The 17,817-nt window shown below is 45.5% G+C and carries 13 protein-coding genes; 4 read left to right on the top strand and 9 right to left on the bottom strand.

The features are described 5' to 3' along the window. Positions 1-4 precede the first annotated feature (4 nt). The 8 genes from clpB to JMX03_RS05980 form a co-directional block, all read right to left on the bottom strand. The gene (gene clpB / locus JMX03_RS06015) at positions 5-2,602 is read right to left on the bottom strand and encodes an ATP-dependent chaperone ClpB (RefSeq protein ID WP_201595214.1); all 2,598 of its coding nucleotides are present in this window, start codon (positions 2,600-2,602) and stop codon (positions 5-7) included. Positions 2,603-3,051: 449 nt separating this feature from the next. After that, positions 3,052-3,621, bottom strand: coding sequence for a L,D-transpeptidase family protein (locus tag JMX03_RS06010; RefSeq protein ID WP_201595212.1), 570 nt, complete (start codon positions 3,619-3,621; stop codon positions 3,052-3,054). 113 nt (positions 3,622-3,734) lie between these two features. Then, positions 3,735-4,514 carry an SDR family NAD(P)-dependent oxidoreductase gene (locus JMX03_RS06005; RefSeq protein ID WP_201595210.1) on the bottom strand — a complete coding sequence of 260 codons (780 nt, stop codon included), beginning with the start codon at positions 4,512-4,514 and terminating at the stop codon, positions 3,735-3,737. A 73-nt stretch (positions 4,515-4,587) separates the two neighbouring features. Next, the gene (locus JMX03_RS06000; protein WP_201595208.1) at positions 4,588-6,279 is read right to left on the bottom strand and encodes an AMP-binding protein; all 1,692 of its coding nucleotides are present in this window, start codon (positions 6,277-6,279) and stop codon (positions 4,588-4,590) included. A 216-nt stretch (positions 6,280-6,495) separates the two neighbouring features. Then, complete coding sequence (locus JMX03_RS05995; RefSeq protein ID WP_201595206.1) at positions 6,496-7,614, bottom strand: DNA topoisomerase IB; 1,119 nt, start codon at positions 7,612-7,614, stop codon at positions 6,496-6,498. Between the two features lie 182 nt (positions 7,615-7,796). Further along, entirely contained in the window at positions 7,797-8,081 is a 285-nt protein-coding gene (gene ppnP / locus JMX03_RS05990) for a pyrimidine/purine nucleoside phosphorylase (RefSeq protein ID WP_201574988.1), read from the bottom strand. A gap of 57 nt (positions 8,082-8,138) precedes the next feature. Continuing rightward, a protein-coding gene (prfB, locus tag JMX03_RS05985; protein WP_201595204.1) for a peptide chain release factor 2 occupies positions 8,139-9,234 on the bottom strand; the annotation gives its coding sequence in 2 pieces (ribosomal slippage) (positions 8,139-9,161 and positions 9,163-9,234; 1,095 coding nt in all). A 245-nt stretch (positions 9,235-9,479) separates the two neighbouring features. Then, positions 9,480-10,181 carry an HAD family hydrolase gene (locus tag JMX03_RS05980; RefSeq protein WP_201595202.1) on the bottom strand — a complete coding sequence of 234 codons (702 nt, stop codon included), beginning with the start codon at positions 10,179-10,181 and terminating at the stop codon, positions 9,480-9,482. 199 nt (positions 10,182-10,380) lie between these two features. On the opposite strand from JMX03_RS05980, the gene JMX03_RS05975 reads away from it, so the two are divergent. Continuing rightward, on the top strand, positions 10,381-10,830 hold the full coding sequence (locus JMX03_RS05975; protein WP_201595200.1) for a hypothetical protein: 450 nt from the start codon (positions 10,381-10,383) through the stop codon (positions 10,828-10,830). A 49-nt stretch (positions 10,831-10,879) separates the two neighbouring features. Here the strand turns inward: JMX03_RS05975 and JMX03_RS05970 are convergent, their stop codons facing one another. Continuing rightward, positions 10,880-11,416, bottom strand: a complete 537-nt coding sequence (locus tag JMX03_RS05970; protein ID WP_201595198.1) for a gamma carbonic anhydrase family protein — start codon at positions 11,414-11,416, stop codon at positions 10,880-10,882. Between the two features lie 579 nt (positions 11,417-11,995). On the opposite strand from JMX03_RS05970, the gene carA reads away from it, so the two are divergent. From carA to greA, 3 genes are all read left to right on the top strand, one after another. Next, positions 11,996-13,231 carry a glutamine-hydrolyzing carbamoyl-phosphate synthase small subunit gene (gene carA / locus JMX03_RS05965; protein WP_201595196.1) on the top strand — a complete coding sequence of 412 codons (1,236 nt, stop codon included), beginning with the start codon at positions 11,996-11,998 and terminating at the stop codon, positions 13,229-13,231. 187 nt (positions 13,232-13,418) lie between these two features. Then, positions 13,419-16,697, top strand: a complete 3,279-nt coding sequence (gene carB, locus JMX03_RS05960) for a carbamoyl-phosphate synthase large subunit (RefSeq protein ID WP_201595194.1) — start codon at positions 13,419-13,421, stop codon at positions 16,695-16,697. A gap of 329 nt (positions 16,698-17,026) precedes the next feature. After that, positions 17,027-17,503 (top strand): transcription elongation factor GreA, encoded by a 477-nt coding sequence (gene greA / locus JMX03_RS05955; protein WP_201574995.1) that lies wholly within the window; start codon positions 17,027-17,029, stop codon positions 17,501-17,503. Positions 17,504-17,817: the final 314 nt, after the last annotated feature.

Genomic DNA, 17,817 nt, shown 5'->3' with positions numbered 1-17,817 from the left:
TGTATTAACTCATTCTAAGCTTATCAAAAGTTAGCTTATCATCAACACCGACATCGACCTTGATGATATCACCAGCGACAAAGTCACCTGCCAGCAGCTTCAATGACAGCGGGTTTTCGATCTCTTGCTGGATAGCACGCTTCAGCGGACGCGCACCATACACCGGATCATAGCCAACCGCAACCAGCTTACTCATCGCGTCAGGCGATAACTCGATATCCAGCTCACGCTCTTGTAGACGTTGACGCAATCTGTCCAATTGAATATCAGCGATACCTGCCATCTGTGACATACCAAGCGGATGGAATACTACAATCTCATCAATACGGTTGACGAACTCCGGACGGAAATGCTGTCCAACCGACTCCATGACCTCCGCTTTGATATCCTCGTAGCTCTCACCGACCATTTCTTGAATCTTGTGCGACCCCAAGTTACTGGTCATGATGATAACGGTGTTTTTGAAGTCAACCACGCGACCTTGTGAATCCGTCAAGCGCCCATCGTCCAACACTTGCAATAAGATATTGAACACATCTGGATGCGCTTTTTCGACCTCATCAAACAAAATAACACTATAAGGCTTACGGCGTACCGCTTCCGTCAAAGTACCACCTTCTTCATAACCGACATATCCTGGAGGTGCACCGACCAAACGGCTGACGCTGTGCTTCTCCATATACTCACTCATGTCGATACGGACGATGGCGTCTTCACTATCAAATAGGAAGTTTGCAAGCGACTTAGTCAGCTCAGTTTTACCGACACCCGTAGGTCCAAGGAATAAGAAAGAACCTGACGGACGGTTGGGATCTGATAGACCTGCGCGACTACGGCGTACAGCATTGGCCACTGCTTCAACAGCCTCATCTTGACCGATCACCCGCTCATGGAGCTTTTCTTCCATAGCGATCATTTTATCACGCTCGCCTTGCATCATCTTACTGACGGGGATGCCAGTAGCAGCGGCAACGACTTCTGCGATTTCGTTATCAGTGACCTTAGTCCGTAGCAGCTTGCCACCTATAGCATCATCTGCCTGCTCTTCTTGTTCAGCCAAATCCGACTCAGCGATACGACGCTCAAGTTGCGGTATCGTTTCGTACTGTAGCTTACTCATGGTCTCATAGTCGCCTTCACGGCTGGCTTTGTCATAAGCAATACGTGCCTTGTCTAGCTCGTCTTTGAGCTGCTGACTGCCTTTAACCAATGCTTTTTCTGCTTGCCAAATCTCATTGAGATCGGCGTACTCTTTTTCTAACTCTTCTATTTGTTCATTGAGCACTTTACGTTCAGCTTGCGCGCCAGCATCTTCTTCATTCTTAAGCACTTCACGCTGCATTTTTAGCTGAATCAGACGGCTATCTAGCCTGCCTAATGCTTCAGGCTTACTGTCCATCTCCATGCGTAAACGGCTGGCCGCTTCATCGATCAAATCAATGGCTTTGTCTGGCAGTTTGCGATCGGTAATATAACGATGGCTCATCCGCGCCGCGGCAATGATAGCACTGTCTTGAATATCAACTCCGTGATGTAGCTCATAACGCTCTTTGAGACCACGCAAAATCGCAATGGTGTCTTCGACCGTCGGCTCATCAACCAACACCTTTTGGAAACGGCGCTCAAGAGCGGCGTCTTTTTCGATATATTGACGATATTCATCAAGCGTCGTCGCACCGACACAGTGCAGCTCACCACGCGCAAGCGCTGGCTTTAGCATATTGCCGGCATCCATAGACCCTTCAGATTTACCAGCACCAACCATGGTATGCAGCTCATCGATAAATAAGATGACGTTACCCTCTTGCTTCGCCAAATCACTCAGCACAGCTTTGAGTCGCTCTTCAAACTCACCACGGAACTTTGCGCCCGCAATCAAAGCACCCAAATCTAATGAGAGCACTTCCTTACGACGCAGACCTTCTGGCACATCACCATTAATGATCTTTTGTGCCAAGCCTTCGACGATGGCTGTCTTACCAACACCTGGCTCACCGATGAGTACCGGGTTGTTTTTAGTACGGCGTGACAGCACTTGGATAGTACGGCGAATCTCTTCGTCACGACCGATCACTGGATCAAGCTTGCCAAGTTCTGCTTGCTCAGTCAGGTTAATGGTATATTTATTCAGCGCATCACGTTGGTCTTCGGCGTTTTGATTGTCAACGGTCTCATCACCGCGCAATTGCTCGATCACGGCTTTTAATTTGGCAGCCGTTACGCCAGCGCTTTCAAATATCTTTTTGGTGTCGCCTTGCTCAGCGAGGGCCAATATCACCCATTCAGTAGCGATAAAGTCATCGCCTTCTTTTTGCGCTTGACGATCTGCCAAGTTCAATATTTTAACCGAATTTGGGTTTAAATTAACGTCGCCTGTTGGCTCGCTAATCGTTGCTTGATTGTCGAGCGCCTTTGCTACACCGTTTTTTAGCGCGGGAATAGATGCCCCTGCTTGTTGGCAAATCGATAAGTTAGACTCATCTTGGAGCAATACTGCCAACAGATGCACAGGATCTATACCTGTGTGATCACGTCCTAGAGCCAAGCTTTGCGCCTCGGAGATAGCAGATTGCAGCTTTTGCGTAAATTTTTCGAACCTCATCATTGTGTCCTTTTATAATTAGTATGAGCCGCGGATTTTTATAAGTATTAAACGATACCGCCGGCCTTTCGTTGTTATCTATATAAGGTATGCTCAGTAGTTTTTCAACCTTGAACTCTCTGTTGTCAATAATAGTTAGTGACTTATGCGTATCATCGCGTATATACAGAAAATGTCGGAGATACAACCCTTCCAAACTAAACCCTACTCATAACAATGATATTGACGATATCTCATTAATAGGCATACTTGTGAAATATTTCAAGAGAATAAACCAAAGAAATTTTAGGAAGTTGTCGGTTATTCAAACAAAGACGGAAAAAGCTTTTAAGAACACGAATAAAATGCAGATAAAGTATGAAGAGGGTGTGAATATTACTTCTAAAAAACTCCAGATACGCCACTAGTACGTCAAAAAGTACAGATATTTAAGACAATTAAAAAACCAACTACTCAACGATTTCGATAGGTGTGCCAATTTTCACAGCATCCATGATCTCATCCATCTCGTCATCAGTAACCGCGATACAGCCATCTGTCCAGTCTCGCTGCTGATTAAACCATGCCAGATGACCGAAGCCATTCATCTGACCATGAATCATGATATCGCCGCCAGGGCTGACACCCAGTGATTTTGCGTGTGCTTTGTCAGCAGCATTGGGATAGCTGATATGAATCGAGCGATGAGCGATGGAGTTTTCATTTTTATAATCTAAAACATAAGTCCCTATGGGCGTACGCTGATCACCTTCTTGCTGCTTGTGACCTACTGGACTATCTCCTAGTGCAATACGATAAGATTTAATAACGGTATCACCGCTCAAGAGTTGCATACGGCGCTCTGACTTATCAACAAACACTTTATCAATCACCACTGTGTTAGGGATGGGCTGTGTTTGTTTTGCGGTATTAGCAGAAGAAGCACTGACTCTGATGCTAAGAATGACTGTAAGGCTAATCCCTATCGCCATCAACATCCAAATTGAGTGTTTCCTAGAACCTTTAAAGAAAAATGACATGATTTTTGCTTCTTATTGTCAATGAATAAATTCAACTTTTATAAAATAGCAAAAGACCATGCCAAGTTTGTGCAAAACTTATGAATCAAACCATAAACACGTTTGAAAGAGGACTAAATCATACGAATCGCACCATCTAGACGAATGACTTCTCCATTTAGATAAGCGTTATCAATGATATGCATGACCAGTTTGGCAAACTCATTGGGTGCACCCATACGCTTAGGATAAGGAACACCTGCTTCTAGCTGCTCACGCGCTTTTTCAGGGATGCTTTGCATCATAGGAGTAGCAAAGACGCCAGGCGCAATCGTCATGACGCGGATACCGTGACGTGCCAGCTCACGTGCTAATGGTAAGGTCAGACCCACCACGCCAGCTTTGGATGAGGAGTAGCTGGCTTGTCCTACTTGACCGTCGAAGGCAGCAATGGAGGCGGTATTGATAATTACACCTTGGTCGGCGTTTTTTTCGGCATCATCGTCAGTCGCTACGCGCTTGGCAATACTGGCTGCGACTAAGCGCGCTACGTTAAATGAGCCGACGAGGTTGATATTAACACCGCGGCTAAAGGCATCAAGGTCCGCTGGATTGTTTTCGCGATCCAGTAGCTTTTGTACTACTACGATACCCGCACAGTTGATTGATCCTTGCAGACCACCGAATGCTTTTTCGGCCATATCGATAGCGGCCTGTACCTCATCGCCACTCGTAACATCACAGCGCACAAAACGTACGTTGGCGCCCAGCTCATCTGCCAACGCTTGCCCCGCTGCTTCATCGAGGTCAGCGATGACGACGTTGCCGCCTTCAGCAACGATGGCGCGAACGACTGATTCACCTAAACCCGATGCACCACCAGTAACCAAAAAGCTGTGTTGTTGAATTTGCATGATCATTCCTTAACCATTTAATATTGTTAGTTGAAAGTATTAGAAATTACTATATTGCGACAATGAAGTTTATTTATTCAGCAGACAGACTACGTAGCAAAAAGCGTTGAATCTTACCACTTGGCGTTTTTGGTAATGCTGCAACAAACTCAATCTCGCGTGGATAGGCATGTTTTGCTAAACGCTCGCGTACCAAGTCTTTAATCTGCTGCGCAATCTCATCACTGCCTGCAACACCCTCTTTTAGTACCACAAACGACTTAATATTATGCCCGCGTATCTCATCAGGTACACCTACTGCAGCCGACTCTGCAACCGCCTCGTGCTCTAACACGGTGTTTTCGACATCGGTTGGCCCAACACGATAACCTGCGGTCGTAATGATGTCATCGTCACGCCCTGAGAACCAATAAGTACCGTCACTGTGACGCTCGACCACATCACCTGTCAGATAATAATCATCAGCGAAGGCTTGTTTTTCATTCCAGCTATAACCACGGAAGTAAAACGCTGGCGACTGACTGACCACCACTGCCAACTGCCCTTGCTCGCCATCAGGCAATACTTGCATGTCATCATCTAATACCACGAGGGTATGTCCTGGTAGCGGCATACCCATCGAGCCTACTGGACACTTATGCGTTAGCGCATGATGCTCACAGCAAGTCATGCCAGTCTCTGTCTGTCCATACTGATCACAGACTCGGCAGCCTAAATGGCTCTCCACCCAGCTTACTACTTCCGTATTCAAAGTTTCACCTGCTGAGTTGGCACAGCGTAATGATAATTTCGAAGGATTATTTTCAGAAATCTCTTTAAAGACACCGCTAGACTTCATCATACGAAATGCCGTTGGTGAAGAGGCTAAGTTGGTAATCTTATGACGCACCATAAAATCGCGCGTATTGGTGGCATCAAAACCCGCTTCATTGAAATAAGTGGTGATACCTAATAATAGAGGTCCAGTAATCGCATAATACAAGCCATATGCCCAGCCTGGATCTGCCATGTTCCAATAGTTATCATCTGCGCACAGGTCAATGGCATAGCGCATATATAGATAAAAAGCTGACAGCGCTGCTAATGGCACACTCACCCCTTTGGACTTGCCGACTGTCCCTGAGGTAAACATTTGTAAGAATGGCGCATCACTGTCTAACAATACTGGAGCACACTCCTGAGACTGTAGAGCCTTTTTATTGGCATAATTATCATCACCCCAGACTTGAGACTCATCTTGACTGCCTATCAATACCATTTTTGTCTGCTGCGCTAAGTCTGCAAACTTACTGCGGTTTTCTTGATTGGTGAAAACCACTTTTGTATTGGCTTTATCCATCCGGTACTTAATCGAATCATAGCCAAAAGCGGTAAATAACGGTTGATACACTGCCCCAATCCGCCAAGCTGCTAATACAATGGTCAATAGCTCAGGCGTACGCGGCAGCATGGTCGATACTTGATCGCCAGCCTGTACCCCATAAAACAGCAGTAGATTCGCTACCTGTGCGCTTGCTTTGTCCAGCTCACCGAAGCTCATGCGTGTCACAGTGCCTGAGGTATCTTCATGTACCAAAGCAATAGTATCAGCGTCGCCATCTCGCACATGACGTCCACAGCAGGCCATATAGGCATTGAGACGATCGTCTAAATGCGCACCAAAGATTTCTTTCAGTAGGGCGTTTTTATCGAAGTTATTGTAGTAATCGGCGTAGCTTGTAAGCGTGCTTTCAGATGAAGGGATGTTTGAAGATGAGAGAGTCATGAGCTAATCCTTTAGCAATTGAGAGATAAACAGTCACTGGAAAAACCTGTTATCTACTGGTTTTAATAGAAAAGCAGTCATATCCTATGGACCGTTTGGTATTCTTATATTTAAGATACCCTATTAGTAACGCACTTCTATGTTTATTTCAATACGTAACGTATCATTTTTATAGATTTATGGTTTCTTTGGCTGATAAAGTTCTACTTTGGAGTATTATTTCACAGTGCTTAAAAATCTAAGTAACGCCTTTTCATCCATGCTTTGATGTTGTTTTGTGCGTCCACGGCGGCCGTGTTTGTATGGCTCAAAGAATTGCCCCGCTAAAAACCGCTCAATAATAATGGGATGGATATAGGAAGCTCGGCACACTGCCGGTGTATTGCCCAGCTCATCTGCCACCTCTTTGACCATATCAGTCACCAGTTGCTGCCGCTCATCACTATCAGGCTCACTTGCCAAAACTTCCTTGCCTGCCGAGGTTTGCAGCTCATCATACAGATAGCTGGCAGCAAGCACACTCGCCATCCATGTGCGAAAGTCCTTTGCGCTGTACATTTTGCTTTCACACTCATTACCGCAAGTATGTGTGCGCAGATAATCATTGATATCAGCACTATCCACGACCTGTTTGTCACCGTTGTCATCGAAGTATTTAAAAACCTGATAACCAGGCAGCTCACTACAGGCCTGCACAATGTCAATTAAACGCTCGTCTTGCAATTTAATGTGATGCTCTTTGGCACTTTTTCCGACAAAATCAAACGCCAGTCCATTGTCTGTTTCACTGACATGCTTACTACGTAACGTACTTAGCCCATAGCTTTTATTCAGCTTGGCATAGCGGCTGTTGCCAATACGAATCAAGGTCGTCTCAAGCAATTTGACGATTGCAGCCAATACGTTTTCACGCGACAATGACTCAGCCTCTAAGTCTTTTTCGACTTGCGCGCGTAGACTTGGCAATGCGGTCGCAAAACCTATCATGGCATCAAACTTGGCTTGGTCACGTATGCGATCCCACTCTGGATGATACAAATACTGCTTACGCGCCTTATCATCGCGACCTGTCGATTGCAGATGGCCTTTGTCATCTTGGCATATCCAGACCTCTGACCACATCGGTGGTATCACCAAGGCATCAAAGCGCTTACGCAGCGCTTTGTCCTTTACTGTTTTGCCAGTCGCATCGCGATAGGTAAATCCGCGACCCCAACGTCTGCGCTCATAACCTGGCTCATTGTCACTGACATAGCGCAAGTTGGCACGGCGTGCCAGACGTTCATAGTCATGACGCAAATCCTCTTTAATCAGCTGCTGGTTTGCTTTTGTCATAAAATAGTACGCCTGTTAAAAGTTATCGTTTTAGCATAAATAACTGCGGCAGTTTTTGCTGTTTGCTTGCCACAGATAAAGTGTAATGCTGTGTAAAACCTAGCTTAATAAACCACCATAAAAAAACGCCAAGCGTCAAACACTTGGCGTTAATTTATCTAATACGCATTGATTAAAAGCGATTATTTACCATAAGTACATAAATAAGCCGTCTCTACTTCCACTTTGACATTAAACTTCTGGTTAGCTTCGATGGTAAATGACTCGCCAGCATTAAAGGTTTGCCAGTCATTACTGTCTGGCAGTTTAACGGTTAATGCACCGCTGACCACAGTCATGGTCTCAAACTCACTGGTGCCAAACTCATACTCACCGATACTCATGACACCGACAGTCGCGGGCTTGGTCGCCGTTTGGAAGGCAATAGAAGTTACTTTGTCATCAAAATAGTTATTTACACTTAACATGGCTTTTCCTTAAGTAGCTTTGTTTAATTTCTGGTTTCTTTAAATCCTATAAATTTTTTACAGTCCCGCTTTTAGACTTGCTTCAATGAATTGATCAAGATCACCGTCCAGTACAGCACTGGTATTTGAGGTTTCAACGCCAGTGCGCAAATCTTTGATACGCGCGTCATCGAGCACGTAAGAGCGGATTTGGCTGCCCCAACCAATATCAGACTTATTATCTTCAACTACTTGTTGTTTTTCCATGCGTTTTTGCATCTCAAGCTCATAAAGCTTGGCGCGTAGCATTTTCATAGCGGTGGCTTTGTTACCATGCTGGCTGCGTTCATTTTGACAGGCCACTACGACACCAGTTGGTTCGTGAGTGATTCGCACAGCCGAATCGGTAGTATTGACGTGCTGACCACCGGCACCAGATGAGCGATAGGTATCGATACGCAAATCGGCAGGATTGATATCAATCTCGACATCATCATCGATCTCAGGCGAGACAAATACCGCAGCAAATGACGTATGACGACCATGATTGCTATCAAACGGTGACTTACGCACTAGGCGATGCACGCCAATCTCGGTACGCAACCAGCCAAAGGCATAATCGCCCTTGATAGCAATAGTCGCCGATTTGATGCCCGCCACCCCGCCAGAAGAAACTTCAATCACCTCAACTTTAAAGCCATGTGACTCTGCCCAGCGCGTGTACATACGCAGTAGCATCTCCGCCCAGTCTTGCGCTTCGGTACCGCCACTGCCTGACTGAATGTCCAAGTAGCAGTTATTTGTATCCATCTCACCACTAAACATACGGCGAAACTCTAAGTCAGCAACTCTCTCTTCAGCACTGTCCAGCTCTGCTTGCACATCTGCCAGCAACGACTCATCTTCTGCCTCTACCGCCAAATCAAGCATCGCAGCAGCATCTTCTAATGTCGTCTCAAGCGAGACAACCACATCGATGACACTATCAAGATGGCTTTTTTCTTTATTAATCTTGGTCGCACGCTCTGGATCATTCCACAGCTCAGGGTTTTCCAGTTCTAAATTGACTTCTTCTAAGCGTTCTTGCTTGCCATCGAAGTCAAAGATACCTCCTGAGGTCCTGTCCACGCTCGGATAAATCTTTGATTCTGTCTTGATACGGATTGATTTCCATAAGTTTTCCTAAAGTAATAAGTGTCTGGCTAATATAGTTAATCCTAAATAAAACTGGCATGCTCTATGTCACGTGCTGCTAGTATCAACTTCTCTTGCGTGCTGTGCCTACGCCGACAGAGGCTGCGAAAAATTAATCCTAGCAGCACTGTACTTATTTTAGAGTGTGTTAATCATACTGCGCTATTTTAAATGAGATTGACGCTAAATAGTTGGCTAATTGTCCTTGCAATGACTTTTAAAAAACTAAATTGACCAGTCTTCTACCACCCAACGATGCGCCAATGCATGCGCATGCAGGGCATCATCAGGTGAGACACAAATGGCAATATCTGCCCATTCCAGTAATGGAATATCATTTTTGGAGTCTGAATAAGCGTAAGTCTTATCAAAACTCATCCCTTCAGATTTTCGTTGCTCTAACCATTTATTCAGATGATAAATCTTACCCTCTTTGAAGTTTGGCTTATCTGTTAATTTGCCAGTGTAACGCTCATCTTTTATTTCAAGTGGCGTCGATAACACATCGACAGCAGCCACCCCGAAACGCTCAGCAATGGCTGATACCACAAAGTCATTGGTTGCCGAAATAATCACGACATGATGACCGAGTTCAATATGCTGACGCAGTACAGATAACGCCTTTGGACGAATATGTGGCTCGATTTCACTGTTGATATAGTCTTCACGCAGCTCATGCAGGCGCTGCATGGGTAAGCTACTCAAAAACTCTGCCACAAACTCATTATACTCAGTCGCATCAAGCGTACCCTCGATGTAGTCGTTATAAAACTTCTGGTTAGCAGTACGATATTCGGCTTCGTCAACGAGGTCGTGCTTGACAATATACTCGCCCCATAGATAGTCACTATCGACATCTAGGAGCGTATGATCCAAATCAAATAATGCCAGTTCTTTTTTATCGACTTGTAAGTGAGTTGCCTGCATATTGAGACCTTATCCTTGATTATGAAATGATATAAATCGCTTTGTGATGAAACTTAAGCGCAAAAACCAGCAAATTACTGCGCGACAGTTTTACTGCTTAATGAGCAAATTTGTGGTAGCTTAACATAGGTATGCCAATCTTTTAGAGCGCCTAGGGGCTGTATAGCACTCAATCCTAATAAGAAAGTAAGAATACCGTATGAAACCACCTATTGGTAAAACCTCTGCTGTTAAAAGACCTCGTCGGCCTGCGCGCTCAATCAAAGAGATTAGAAGGCGGCAGTTAGGTGATGCTTATCAATCGCCGATGGATCGCGTGATATACGCACTCCTAAATGGATTGATGTATGGCTTCGTTGGTTTACTCATAGATCTTGCTATTGTAGTTATTCGTTCAATACTGGATATTGGTAATGGCGAGATGCTGTGGTTATTCGCGCCTTTTATGTTAGCGCTAGGCGCACTGATCGGCTTAATTTTCGGTAAGAGCGCAGGTGCAGACAGTGTCAACGCTTTGAGTAGCGACGATACAGACTACCATCACCCTTATATCGATGACTATGCTGTGCGCCATGACGTCTTTCGTGGCATCGTCATTGGCATTGTCATCTTTGGCCTAATCTGGCTAATTATGATGCTAGTCGTTTAGACTTAAGCCCATAAACCCCAGCACTTATTACCAATCCTTTATAGCCCTGTTACTCTGGCTGCTCAATCTCTACCAGACCAGTTTTAAACTTTTGGCAACGCTCCGCATAATGCAGCGCTGACAGCTTCAACATAGCCGCTTGCTCATCGGTTAAGGTCTTAACGACTTTTGCAGGAGCACCCATGACCAGCGAGTTATCTGGAATCTCTTTACCTTCAGTGACCAAGGCTTTGGCACCAATGATACAGTTCTTACCAATTTTGGCGTTATTCAGCACCACAGCGCCAATCCCAATCAGGCTATTATCACCGACTTCGCAGCCATGGAGCATCGCTAGATGTCCAATAGTGACATAATCACCTATTTTGACCTCAATGCCTGCATCGGTATGAATGACGCTATTCTCTTGCACGTTGCTATAGTCACCGATATGAATGCGCTCGTTATCACCGCGAATCACCGCGCCAAACCATACGCTGGCTTGATGACCTAAGTACACATCACCAATCACTCGTGCGGTGTCTGCCACCCAACCTTTGAATGGTACGGCAAACTCAGGTGCTTTGTCTAAATACTGATAAATCATAACGATTCCTTGTTTTACTGGTGATTTTATTAGTTGTTGTATTAGGTCGTGGTAAACATTCCTAAGTAGTATTTGCCACTCTTATGGCTGATAAGCTAAGTAAATAACGACACCCATTGTGACAAAGCCGACTCTTAAAATCTAGACGTTTTTAGATTTAAGGTGTTTGATCGATTTTACAGATGATAGAGTAGCCTGACTTCTTGCTTAGGCTGTTTTGTTCATCTTAACGTAAGCAATTACTGCTAAGCCATTGAAGTATTTTATACCTCTACGAGTATTCGTTCTTTCTGGGTGATAACTGCGCCGCAGCCACAAAATCGTCTGGCTATCTGTGCCTATATTGTATATAATGCGCAAAATCTGTGCCTAAGCGAGCGGACATGATGCAAGTTACCTATTCACTACCCAGTGGGTTTTGTAGTTTCCATCGATAATGTCTTCTCGCTTTTTTGTGGGAAATTTTTGTCTTAAGTGATTAATTTTAGTCGTTTTTTTGCAGCTATAAATGGTTGTTTTTGGCAGACACATTCACTCACAAAACATAGTGGCACTCACTAACAACAGCGGAGGCAACCCTTGAATTCATCGGCAAATATACAAGCAATTTTGGCACTAGCAGACGGTACTATTTTTCGCGGTGTGAGTATCGGTAGCCTCGGTCATCGTGTCGGTGAGGTGGTATTCAATACAGCCATGACAGGGTACCAAGAAATCCTAACCGACCCAAGCTATGCGCGTCAGCTGGTTACCCTTACCTATCCGCACATTGGCAATACCGGCACCAACGCTGAAGACGCTGAATCTGGCAATAGCCATAAAATCTGGGCAGAAGGCCTTATCATTCGTGATGCGACCATGTCCACGTCAAGCTTCCGCAACTCTGAACCTCTTACCGATTACCTAAAGCGCCATGACACTGTCGCCATCGCTGAGATTGACACCCGTCAGCTCACGCGTTTGTTACGTGAAAAAGGCAATCAAAACGGTTGTATCATGACTGCCTCTAATGGTGAGACTATCAGCAGCAACGATGAGCAACAAGCCATCAAACTGGCGCAAGAGTTCGCTGGTATCAAAGGCATGGACTTGGCAAAAGAATGTAGCACTCCGACTGTTTTTGAATGGACAGAAGGTACGTGGGAGTTATCAGATACCCTACTCAACCGTGATGCAGTGGGTAGCCATGACAGTGGCACGGGCGGGTTTTTCAAACAGATAGGTACTCATATTGACAAAAAATTCAATGTTGTGGCCTATGATTTTGGTATAAAAACCAATCTACTACGGTTGCTAGTAGATAGAGGCTGCCATGTGACGGTTGTACCCGCGCAAACGCCTATCGCAGATGTACTGGCAATGAATCCAGACGGTATCTTTTTATCCAATGGTCCAGGCGATCCATCAGCCTGTGATTATGCCATCGATAGCGTCCGTCATATCATTGAGCAAACAGACATCCCAACTTTCGGTATCTGTTTGGGGCATCAAATCATTGCCCTTGCCAGCGGCGCAAAAACCCTGAAAATGAAAACAGGGCATCATGGTGCCAACCATCCAGTACAAGACTTAGCTTCTAGCAAGGTCATGATTACCAGTCAAAACCATGGCTTTGCGGTCGATGAAGACTCGCTGCCTGAACATATTAAATCTACCCATCGCTCGTTATTTGATGGCACTAACCAAGGCATCGAGTTGACCAGCAAGCCTGTATTTAGCTTCCAAGGTCACCCAGAAGCCAGCCCAGGTCCACATGAGTCTGCTGCGCTGTTTGATAAGTTTGCGGAGATGATGGAAAAGGCGAAGTCTGCATAAGCGTAACGAGATATTTAGCAAGGTTAAGGCGAATAGCGCTTTCACCTTGCAATCAGCACATAAGGCGCAGATATCAATGACAGTCATCAGAATATTATCAATACTATCAGCGCCTACATCTATACCGGTTAAAAAACATACTGAACATTTCAATTAAAATATCAATCAAACGAAGGTAGCCCTAACTATGCCAAAACGTACCGACATAAAAAGCATTCTTATCATTGGCGCAGGCCCTATCGTCATCGGCCAAGCATGTGAGTTTGACTACTCAGGCGCGCAGGCGTGTAAAGCGCTAAAGGAAGAAGGCTACCGCGTCATCTTGGTCAACTCAAACCCTGCGACCATTATGACCGACCCTGTCATGGCTGACGCGACGTATATCGAGCCAATTACATGGCAGACGGTTGAGCAAATCATTGCCAAAGAGCGTCCTGATGCCATTTTGCCAACCATGGGCGGACAGACGGCGCTGAACTGTGCGCTAGATTTAGACAAGCATGGCGTATTGACCAAGTACAACTGTGAGCTGATTGGGGCGACCAAAGATTCAATCGAAATGGCAGAAGACCGTGAGCTGTTTGACCAAGCCATGAAGCGTATCGGCCTTGAGTGTCCACGTGCCGAAACCGCTGAGACTATGGAAGAGGCCTTTGCCACGCAAGAAAAAATGGGCTACCCCTGTATCATTCGCCCCTCATTTACCATGGGCGGCTCAGGTGGCGGTATTGCCTATAACCGCGATGAGTTTATCGAAATCTGTGAGCGCGGCTTTGATTTATCACCAAACCATCAATTGCTTATCGATGAGTCATTAATCGGTTGGAAAGAATATGAGATGGAAGTGGTGCGTGACAAAAACGACAACTGCATCATCATCTGTGCGATTGAGAACTTTGATCCAATGGGCGTGCACACGGGCGATTCGATCACCGTCGCACCAGCACAAACATTGACCGACAAAGAATACCAAATCATGCGTAACGCATCGCTAGCGGTACTGCGTGAGATTGGGGTGGAAACTGGCGGCTCAAACGTGCAGTTCGGTATCAACCCTGAGACTGGGCGCATGGTCGTTATCGAGATGAACCCACGTGTATCACGCTCATCAGCGTTGGCATCAAAAGCCACTGGCTTCCCAATTGCCAAAATCGCGGCCAAACTGGCGGTTGGTTATACGCTAGATGAATTGCAAAATGACATCACTGGTGGCAAAACGCCAGCCAGCTTTGAGCCTGCGCTTGATTATGTCGTCACCAAAATACCAAGATTTAACTTTGAAAAGTTCCCACAAGCAGACAATATCCTATCAACGCAAATGAAGTCAGTCGGTGAAGTCATGGCAATTGGCCGTAACTTCCAAGAATCCATGCAAAAAGCGCTACGCGGTATGGAAACAGGCTCTGATGGCTTTGACGAGCAGATTGATTTTGCCGCTATCAAAGACGGCAAGCTGAGCGCTGAAAAAGCCCGTTCTGAAGTCATTAATCGTCTGACCATTCCTACGCCTGAACGCATCTATTATGTCGCTGATGCTTTCCGCCTAGGTATGAGCGTCGATGAAGTCTTTAACTATACCAAAATCGACCCATGGTTTTTGGTACAGATAGAAGATATCGTCAATACTGAAGCACAAATCAAAACCTTAGGCTTTGGCGGTTTGACCGAACAGAACCTACGTAGCTTTAAGCGTAAAGGCTCATCGGACCTGCGTTTGGCAAAATTACTTGGCGTCTCCCAAAAGCAACTGCGCAAAAAGCGCTGGGATTTGGGTGTTTATCCCGTCTATAAACGTGTGGACACTTGTGCGGCAGAGTTTGCCACTAGCACTGCTTATATGTACTCCACGTATGACAGCGAATGTGAAGCCAACCCAACAGATAACAAAAAAATCATGGTGATTGGTGGCGGCCCTAACCGTATCGGTCAAGGTATCGAGTTTGACTACTGCTGCGTGCACGCTGCCCTAGCTATGCGCGAAGATGGTTATGAAACCATCATGGTCAACTGTAACCCTGAAACCGTTTCAACCGACTATGACACTTCAGACCGTCTGTACTTTGAGCCAATCACCTTAGAAGACATGTTAGAGATTGTGCGTATCGAAAACCCTGATGGCGTCATCGTACAGTTCGGTGGTCAGACTCCATTGAAACTGGCGCGCGCTTTAGAATCTGCTGGCGTGAAAATCATCGGTACCAGCCCAGACGCAATTGACCGTGCTGAAGACCGTGAGCGTTTCCAGCATATGATTCATCAATTAGACCTTATCCAGCCATCAAACGCCCTAGCGACGAGCTTGGAAGATGGCTTGGTCAAAGCCAAAGACGTTGGCTATCCATTGGTTGCCCGCCCCTCTTATGTACTTGGTGGTCGCGCGATGGAAATCGTCTATAACGAAGATGAGCTAAGACATTACTTGCGCACAGCGGTACAAGCATCTAACGAAGCACCCGTACTCCTTGACCGCTTCTTGGATGATGCCATTGAAGTCGATGTGGATTGTGTCTGCGACGGTACTGACGTTGTGATTGGCGGTATCATGCAGCATATCGAACAAGCTGGCGTGCACTCTGGTGACTCTGCGTGCTCACTGCCACCGTACTCACTCTCTAAAGAGCTGTGTGATGTGATGCGTGCGCAAACAGTCGCCATGGCAAAAGAGCTTGGCGTGGTCGGTCTGATGAACGTGCAGTTCGCGGTAAAAGGTGAAACCGTTTATATTCTTGAGGTCAACCCTCGTGCCGCGCGTACCGTGCCGTTTGTCTCTAAATGTATCGGTACGTCATTGGCGCAAGTGGCAGCTCGCTGTATGGCTGGCATGTCACTAAAAGACCAAGGCTTTACGACCGAGATTGTTCCTTCGTTTTACGCAGTCAAAGAAGCGGTATTCCCCTTTGCCAAGTTCCCAGGTGTTGACCCTATCTTGAGCCCTGAGATGAAATCAACCGGTGAAGTCATGGGCGTGGGTAAAACCTTTGGCGAAGCATTTTACAAAGCGGTGATTGGTAGTAATGAGCGCTTGCCTGGCCTACCAACTGAAGGCGAGACAAAAACGGTCTTTATCTCAGTCCGTGATAGCGATAAAGAGCAAGTCGCTCCGATCGCCCGTCAGCTCATCGACTTTGGCTTTGATATCGTTGCTACCACTGGTACACAAAAAATATTGAGTGATAATGGTATTGAGTGTAAGCAGATTAACAAAGTCACCGAAGGCCGTCCACACATTGTTGATGCCTTGAAAAATGGTAAAATCGACCTTATTATTAACACCACTGAAGGCAAACAGGCGCAAGAGGATTCATTCTCTATCCGCCGTAGCGCGCTACAAGGCAAAGTCTTTTATGTGACTACTTTAGGTGCTGCTGATGCAGTCTGTAAATCTTATGCCATCGACTTACCGTTTGATGTGTATAAGCTGCAAGATTTGCATGAGCAAGCAAAGTCTATTGACTTGGTTGAATAACTTCAGTAGATTAAGCATAATCGTTAGGCACGCCTAAAAGCCTTTTTGAGCATTGTTTGTTTATATCAAATAATGCTCGAAGACAACATCTTTAAAATGATAGACCTAAAAAGCATAGTGGCTAAACTGCGACTATGCTTTTTATTACGTAAGCTTAAGTGCGCCTACTCTTGCATTGAGATGAGACACACTCATAAATGATGGCTCACTTACTTATTATTCAGTCTTAACCATTACTCTTTTTATATTTAATATCCATTGCAACAACGCTGACACCATCTCACTATTCAGTAGGAGGTGGTGTGGTGTTATTGGTTTAAGGAAAAAACATGCAACGTTACCCCATGACTCCGCAAGGACACGCGGCTTTAGAAGCCGAATTAAAACAGCTAAAAACCATCGACCGTCCACGCATTACTGCGGCTATCGCTGACGCACGCGAACACGGCGACTTAAAAGAAAATGCTGAATATCACGCCGCTCGTGAGCAGCAAGGATTTTGTGAGGCTCGTATCCGTGATATCGAAGCCAAGCTTGGCGCTGCTCAGGTGATCGACCCAACCACGCTACCCAAAGATGGGCGCATCGTATTTGGTGTCTCCGTCATTATCGAAAACATGGACACTGAAGAAGAAAGAAGCTATCAGATCGTTGGTGATGATGAGGCCGACTTTAAAGCTGGCAAAATCTCTGTCAACTCTCCTATCGCTCGCGGCCTTATCGGTAAATCTGAAGGTGACGAAGCCCGTATCGAAACGCCAAAAGGCGTGGTCGAGTATGAAATTATGAAAGTGATTTACGGCTAGCGTGACAGACTGTTTTCGCGCGTTTTTATAAAAACAGGTGCGATACAAGCATTTTTAGTGACAGTTAAGTTTAACTGTTATCAGTACTCAATACCCTCGTTATTTGGCATGCCTTACCGTGTCATTTAACGGGGTTTTTTCTTATTCAAGCATTATTTCTTGCTGCTTTTTATTGTTTTTGGCTGCGACATTTGCTGTTATTTTAAAGGAGTCTTTTATGATCTTAACTTCGATATCTAGGGTCTGTTGAACATTCAAAAAACATCCTAGCTATCAAACCATTCAACAAGTTGGTAGTATGTGCCAATGCTCAA

Source organism: Psychrobacter fulvigenes (assembly GCF_904846155.1).
GTDB lineage: Bacteria > Pseudomonadota > Gammaproteobacteria > Pseudomonadales > Moraxellaceae > Psychrobacter > Psychrobacter fulvigenes.
The sequence above is the reverse complement of the archived record's forward strand: the minus strand, read 5'-3'. Positions and strand labels throughout refer to the sequence as shown.